At 68.6% G+C, this 6,248-nt stretch carries 7 protein-coding genes and 1 pseudogene; 4 read left to right on the top strand and 4 right to left on the bottom strand.

The genetic code is table 11. The features are described from left to right. Window positions 1-92: 92 nt before the first annotated feature. Entirely contained in the window at window positions 93-1,211 is a 1,119-nt protein-coding gene (serC, locus tag ACFP2V_RS06460; RefSeq protein ID WP_381206755.1) for a phosphoserine transaminase, read from the top strand. Between the two features lie 69 nt (window positions 1,212-1,280). Here serC and ACFP2V_RS06455 read toward each other — a convergent pair whose 3' ends face one another. Beyond that, window positions 1,281-1,460 (bottom strand): DUF397 domain-containing protein, encoded by a 180-nt coding sequence (locus tag ACFP2V_RS06455; protein ID WP_381206752.1) that lies wholly within the window; start codon window positions 1,458-1,460, stop codon window positions 1,281-1,283. Further along, complete coding sequence (locus tag ACFP2V_RS06450) at window positions 1,457-2,326, bottom strand: helix-turn-helix domain-containing protein (protein WP_381206749.1); 870 nt, start codon at window positions 2,324-2,326, stop codon at window positions 1,457-1,459. The genes ACFP2V_RS06455 and ACFP2V_RS06450 overlap by 4 nt, the downstream gene beginning before the upstream one ends. Window positions 2,327-2,463: 137 nt before the next feature. Between ACFP2V_RS06450 and ACFP2V_RS06445 the strand changes: the two genes are divergently transcribed. Next, window positions 2,464-2,886, top strand: coding sequence for an ATP-binding protein (locus ACFP2V_RS06445; protein ID WP_381206746.1), 423 nt, complete (start codon window positions 2,464-2,466; stop codon window positions 2,884-2,886). Between the two features lie 294 nt (window positions 2,887-3,180). Here the strand turns inward: ACFP2V_RS06445 and ACFP2V_RS06440 are convergent, their stop codons facing one another. Continuing rightward, window positions 3,181-3,588, bottom strand: coding sequence for a DUF6193 family natural product biosynthesis protein (locus tag ACFP2V_RS06440; protein WP_381206743.1), 408 nt, complete (start codon window positions 3,586-3,588; stop codon window positions 3,181-3,183). Between the two features lie 298 nt (window positions 3,589-3,886). Further along, on the bottom strand, window positions 3,887-5,449 hold the full coding sequence (locus ACFP2V_RS06435) for a cellulase family glycosylhydrolase (protein ID WP_381206740.1): 1,563 nt from the start codon (window positions 5,447-5,449) through the stop codon (window positions 3,887-3,889). A 143-nt stretch (window positions 5,450-5,592) separates the two neighbouring features. Between ACFP2V_RS06435 and ACFP2V_RS06430 the strand changes: the two are divergent. Together ACFP2V_RS06430 and ACFP2V_RS06425 are read left to right on the top strand one after the other, a co-directional pair. Continuing rightward, window positions 5,593-5,751 (top strand): annotated as a pseudogene (locus tag ACFP2V_RS06430) (TetR/AcrR family transcriptional regulator C-terminal domain-containing protein); the annotation flags it as partial. Window positions 5,752-5,782: 31 nt separating this feature from the next. Beyond that, complete coding sequence (locus ACFP2V_RS06425; RefSeq protein ID WP_381206737.1) at window positions 5,783-6,241, top strand: PPOX class F420-dependent oxidoreductase; 459 nt, start codon at window positions 5,783-5,785, stop codon at window positions 6,239-6,241. Window positions 6,242-6,248 lie beyond the last annotated feature (7 nt).

Here is a 6,248-nt window from a genome sequence, read left to right as displayed (position 1 = left end):
CCCCCCCCCCCGTTCGACCACCCCTCGCGTCCGTGTCTCAGCCGACGGACGAGGTTTCACCGAGGTTTCCCGGAGCCGATAGGCTCCCCGTCGTGGCTGAGATCCGGATTCCTGCTGACATCAAGCCCGCCGACGGTCGTTTCGGTGCGGGCCCCTCCAAGGTGCGGACGGAAGCGCTGGACGCGCTGGCCGCGACCGGCACCTCCCTGCTGGGCACCTCCCACCGCCAGGCCCCGGTGAAGAACCTGGTCGGCGAAGTGCGCGAGGGCATCCGTGAGCTGTTCCAGCTCCCCGAGGGCTACGAGGTCGTCCTCGGCAACGGCGGCTCCACCGCCTTCTGGGACATCGCGACCCACGGCCTGATCGAGAACAAGTCGCAGCACCTCACCTTCGGCGAGTTCAGCTCCAAGTTCGCCAAGGCCGCCAAGCTCGCCCCGTGGCTCGCCGACCCGACCGTCGTCGCCGCCGACCCGGGCACGCACCCCGAGGCGGCCGCCGAGGCCGGTGTGGACGTCTACGCCTTCACGCACAACGAGACCTCCACCGGCGTCGCCATGCCGATCAAGCGGGTGCCCGGCGCCGACGAGGGCTCCCTGGTCCTCGTGGACGCGACGAGCGGCGCCGGCGGCCTGCCCGTCGACATCGCCGAGACGGACGTCTACTACTTCGCCCCGCAGAAGTCCTTCGCCTCCGACGGCGGCCTGTGGATCGGGGTCTTCTCCCCGGCCGCGATCGAGCGCGCCGAGCGCGTCCACGCGTCCGGCCGCCACGTCCCGGAGTTCTTCAGCCTTCCCACGGCGATCGACAACTCCCGCAAGAACCAGACGTACAACACCCCGGCGCTGGCCACCCTGTTCCTGCTGAACGAGCAGCTGAAGTGGCTCAACGGCCAGGGCGGCCTCGGATTCGCCACCGGCCGCACCAAGGACTCGTCGTCCCGCCTGTACGGCTGGGCCGAGGAGTCGAAGTTCGCGACCCCGTTCGTCACCGACCCGGCGAAGCGCTCCCAGGTCATCGGCACCATCGACTTCACCGACGAGATCGACGCCGCCGCGGTCGCCAAGGTGCTGCGCGCCAACGGCATCGTGGACACCGAGCCCTACCGCAAGCTCGGCCGCAACCAGCTCCGCGTCGCGATGTTCCCGGCGATCGACCCGGCGGACGTCGAGGCACTGACGAAGTGCGTCGACTACGTCATCGGACAGCTGTAACCGTCCCCCGTACGACGACGGAAGGGCGCCCGACGGTAATCCGTCGGGCGCCCTTCGTGTACGCGATGCCTACGCGAACTGGTTGAGAAAGGCCTGCCAGCTCTCACGTGAGACGGTGAGCAGAGGGCCGTCGTACTGCTTGCTGTCACGGACCGCTCGGCCGCCGGGAGCCGTTTCGGCGACCTCGACACAGGCGTTCTCCTGTCCCGAGTACGACGACTTCCAGAAGGGTTTTATGACCTCGGTCATGATGCGTCTTCCTTCAAGCTCCGCAGTATGCCCCGGATGAGCTTCGCGCTCGCGTCCGGCGCCAACGCCGCCGATCGTAGTAGGTCATATGCGTTGGCGTAAGCGGCGAGGTCCTCGGGACCTTCGAGGACGGACGTGCCGCGCAGGTTGTCCATGGCAACGGCTTCGACCGTCGGTTCCTCGTCGAAGCTGAAGGAGGAGAAGGCGGAGGAGTACCCGGCCAGGACGCCCGCACTGAACGGCAGCACCTGCACAATGACGTTCTTGCGCTTCCCGATCTCCAGGATCGCGGCCAACTGCTCCCGGTGAATCCCGGCGGCCACCAGCGGTTGCGCGACGACCGCTTCCCAGAGGATCGCCGTGTACGATGCTCCGCCCTCGTCGATCTTCGCCTGCCGTCCCTCGCGCACCTTCACCAACTGCGTGACCCGTTCAGGCTCGATGCAGTGAGGACCGCCGCCGATCACCGCCTCCGCGTAGGCCGGAGTTTGCAGAAGTCCCGGCACCATGACGGGCTGCCACTCACGGATATAGGTGGCGTCGTCCTCCAGGGCGATGTGGTCGACATAGTCCGGCCGCAGGTGCGCCGCGTGCTCCAACCACCAGCCCCGGTTCTTGGAGTGCTTGGCCAAGTCCTCAAGCTTTGACCGCACTTCCGGGTCCTTGACGCCATACGCATCCAGCAGCAGGCGCACTTCGATGACGCGTGCGGTGACGTGCCCGCTCTCAAGGCGGCTGACTCTGGCCTGACTTGCGGCGATGACATCGGCGGCCTGCGGCTGATCGAGCTTCGCAGCCTGCCGGTACTGCCTCAGCGCCGTACCCAGACGCCGACTGCGTACGGTCGGCCGTCCACCTGCGGGCATGGGATCTCCCCTCTCCTTGCGCAACGATGCCACACCGCGTGCCGGCCCTGAGAACACATCACTCGATCGAGTGGACGACTGAATGTATTCAGTTGAGCACGTTGCGCATGCACTGAATTCGCCTCTAGCTTCACCTCATGCCCGCAACCGAAACCTTCCGCATCCCCAAGCACAGGCGACACGTGTCAGTGGCTCGGCGGCGTTTACGCGAAGCCCTCGCGGACTGGGGCGTGGCCGGGGAACTCACGGACACCGTCACCCTGCTGGCGAGCGAACTGGTCACGAACGCCGTGCTCCACTGCCGGATCTCATACGCCCAGGTCGAGGTCACTCTCACTCTGGACGGAGCGGAGTTGGCCCTGGAGGTCTCCGATCCCGACAGGGACAGGCTCCCCCGGTTGCACGACTCCGCTCCGGACGAGGAGGGCGGACGCGGACTGGCCCTCGTGGCGGCCCTGGCCGACGAATGGGGTTGTCGGCAGGGGCCGTACACGAAGTGCGTGTGGGCGCTGTTCGCGCTCGGCGAGGCGGAGAGCGCTCGCATCCCGCCACCTCTGTGAGGTGCTCGCCCGACGCCGCGGGGCCGGAGACGGGTGCCTTGCCGAAAACCGTGAGCAGTCGGTGGACATGTGCCACTTAAGCGCTCAAACGAGCGACATCAGGACAGTGATGGCCAAAGTGCTCACGGTTCTGGAACGGTGTGTCCTCCCTGGAGCGTGGGCGCGTGCCCCGGCATCGCACACGTCGAGGCCGCCACCCCACCGGGCAGTCGCGGAAAGCCACCCGCACCAGGCCCCGTTTCCAAAGCCGCATATGGAGCCGGTTTCCGCTTCCTCGAAGCCGGTGGGCCGCTTCTACTCGCTGTCTCGTGCCTTCTCGTAAGAGGCAAGTTCCTCTGCGGTGCCGATGAAGGCCGGGCCGCAGTGCGGTGGCAGGCGATCGATGACCATCGTTACCGCGGCCCGCGCGCTGCCCGTCTCGGCGATTCGCGAGCTGCTCCGGTCCGGTCCTTCGACGTAGTACCGGCCGTCTCTCAGGGTGCCGATGTAGGGGATGTCCCAGGTGTGACGGATTTCCGTGCACCTGCTGAAGTGCAGCTCCCACATACCGGTCCAGGGGTAGAGCCGCCGAAGCAGCGGCTCGGCGTGCGCCACCCGCACCAGTTCGGCAAACGGCTCCAGAAACGGTGGTCCTTCCGGCCATCGAGGTTCACCGGCAGTGGTCAGGATCTTGTGCCAAGCTGCTTCGACTGTGTTGACCATGCCGTGATGATGCAGGTCCTACGGCTGAGGCCATGTCGAAGTCCTGTCAGCGGCCGCCGCAGCACTGGCTCCCTGGCCACGACGCCAATGGCATCGTCGGCTCGGCGCGGATGATGTCCGGAAACGCAGAAACCCCCGGCATGCCGGGGGCCCATGAGAGCAAGATCCTTCGGGTGCCCTCCGGAGGGCACACAGGACCTTGCCCGGCCAATGTCGCACCCCTCGAGCCATACAGCAAGCTCCCAGGGGCCCGGCGCCGTGTACGGCCACTGCGCCGAACCCCCTGATCACACGTCGCTCACGTCGCCGTGCACGTCGCGCTCGGTACGCTTCCGCCGCCGGGGGCGCCTCCAAAGCCGAAGCTCGCCGAACCGCCTGTCGGGACCGCGCCGTTGTGGGGGGCGTTGGTCGCGGTGACGGTCGGGCCGGACTGGGTGTACGAGGCGTTCCACATGCTGGTGACCCGCTGGGCGCCGCTCCAGGTCCACGTCACCTTCCAGGACCTCAGCGGAACCGTTCCGGTGTTGGTGACCTTCACGTCGGCGTTGAAGCCGCCGCCCCAGTCGCTGCTGACGGTGTAGGCGGCGGCGCACGCGGCGGTGCCACCGGGACCGCCGGGGTCGCCCGGACCGCCGGGGTCGCCCGCCGCGAATCCCGGCGCCTTGATGCCCGCGAGGTAGCCGTCCTTGACCGTGTCCACGGTCTTCCAGTCGTCCTTCAGGATCCCCCCGGTGTCACCGGAGTTGGGGTTCCAGGACCAGAAGGTCCAGTGGAAGCTGTCGGCGCCGTGCCCCGAGGTCGACCGCAGGTACGTCACCAGTGCGGACAGCCACCGCTGGTCCACGCCCGACTGGAGCGTCGTGCCGAACTCGCCGAGCCAGACCGGGGCGATGTCCTGCTTGAAGATGTAGCCCCAGTACTTGTCCCAGATCCCGGACATGTTGGCGGGGAACGACGGGTCCTCGAACCAGGGCTGCCGGCCCACGCTGGTGGCGTAGTCGTGGGCGGAGTAGACGAGCCGGTTCGGCACGGCCAGGCGGACCGGATACTGGGCGACGCCCATCAGGTTGCCGCCCCACCAACCGTTGACCCCGTTGTGCGACTGCACGCCCTCGACGAAGACCAGCAGGTCGGGGTTGACGGACAACACCGCGTTGCCGGCCCGCTCGGCGGCCAGCCGCCAGTCCCGCGCCGTGTCGCCGCAGCCCCAGCAGGCGGGATCGTGGGGCTCGTTGTGCGGGTCGATGCCGATGACGGTCGCGTTGCCCAGGTAACGGGCCGCGAGCGCCTTGAGGTTGGCGATCCAGGTCGACTCCGGGACCGCCGAGGTGTACCAGAGCGCGGACTGCGCGGCCGCGTCGGGACGGTGCCGGTCGAGCACGATCTTCAGGCCCGTCTGCCCCGCGTACGCCACGATCCGGTCCAGCACCTGGAGCGACGTCAGGCCCCGCAGGTCGGTGTTGATGCCGTCGTAGCTGATGCTGCCGGGCACGGCGCCCGGCTTGAGGATGTCGTCGCTGTAGGGGACGCGAACGGTGTTGTAGCCCAGGGACTTGATCTGGTCGAGCATGGCCTTGTAGTCGCGGGCCCACAGGCCGTGGGCCACCCGGACGTCGGTCTCGAAGCCGAACCAGTTGATCCCGGCGATCCGCACGGGCTGCCCCGCCGCGTCCAGGATCTTCCGGCCGCTGGTGTGCCAGTACCCTTCACCGGCCGCCGCCGCACGGGTCGTCGCGGTACCGGCCGCCGCACGGGCCGCGCCGCCGCCCGACTCCGCCGCACCGGCCGGCTGCACACCCGCCAGCGGCAGCAGGAACGCCGCCACGGCCACGCATACCGCTCTTCGCAAGCTGCGGAACATGTCGCTGCTTTCTCTCGGAGGGGCGGGCCCGGAACAAATGGGAGCGCTCCCATCACCCCGCACCCTCCATGCAAGCCATGTCACATGAACACGTCAAGAAGGCGGACGGCATTCACACCCGGGATGCCGTCCGCCCCCTCTTCGGGCCGGCGCTGGAACAAGCCGTGCTCAGCGGGCGCCACCCCGTCCTGACCTCCCTCTCCGAGGGCACCCTCGGCTCCGGCTTCGACCACTTCGAGTTCGGACCGCAGCGCATCCTGGACGGGCTGGAGGTGCTCGTCGGCCGGCCGGCCACCGGATGACAGACCGGCCGATCGGTGTCTGCATGGAGACATGGCCACCTCGCGCACCCACCCAGAACGCACGCACCCAGAACTGACGCACCCGAAACTGACGCACCCGGAACTGACGGACTTCGCCAAGCAGTGGGCCGTGCTGCTCACCAGCCACCGCAGGGACGGCACGGGCGTGGGCACCGCCGTGAACCTCGCCGTGGAGGGCGACCACGCCTACTTCCGCACCCCCGGCAAGGCCGGAAAGGCCAAACGCCTGCGCCACGACCCGGAGGTGGAACTGGCCCCCGCCACACCCGACGGCAAGCAGGTCGGACCGGAGATCCGCGCCCGGGTCCGGCTGCTGGACCGGGAGAGCGAGGAGAACCGGCACGCCGCACGGCTGCTGCGGCGCAAGTACCCGCTCGTGCAAGGGGCCCTGGTCCCCCTCGCGCACCGCCTGATGCGGACGTCGACGCTCCACTACGAGCTGCGCCCGGTGCTCACGGACGGCGCGTGACCGCCGG

It is taken from the genome of Streptomyces incanus, from assembly GCF_042656345.1.
GTDB lineage: Bacteria > Actinomycetota > Actinomycetes > Streptomycetales > Streptomycetaceae > Streptomyces > Streptomyces incanus.
This window is presented reverse-complemented; position numbering and strand designations above follow the sequence as displayed.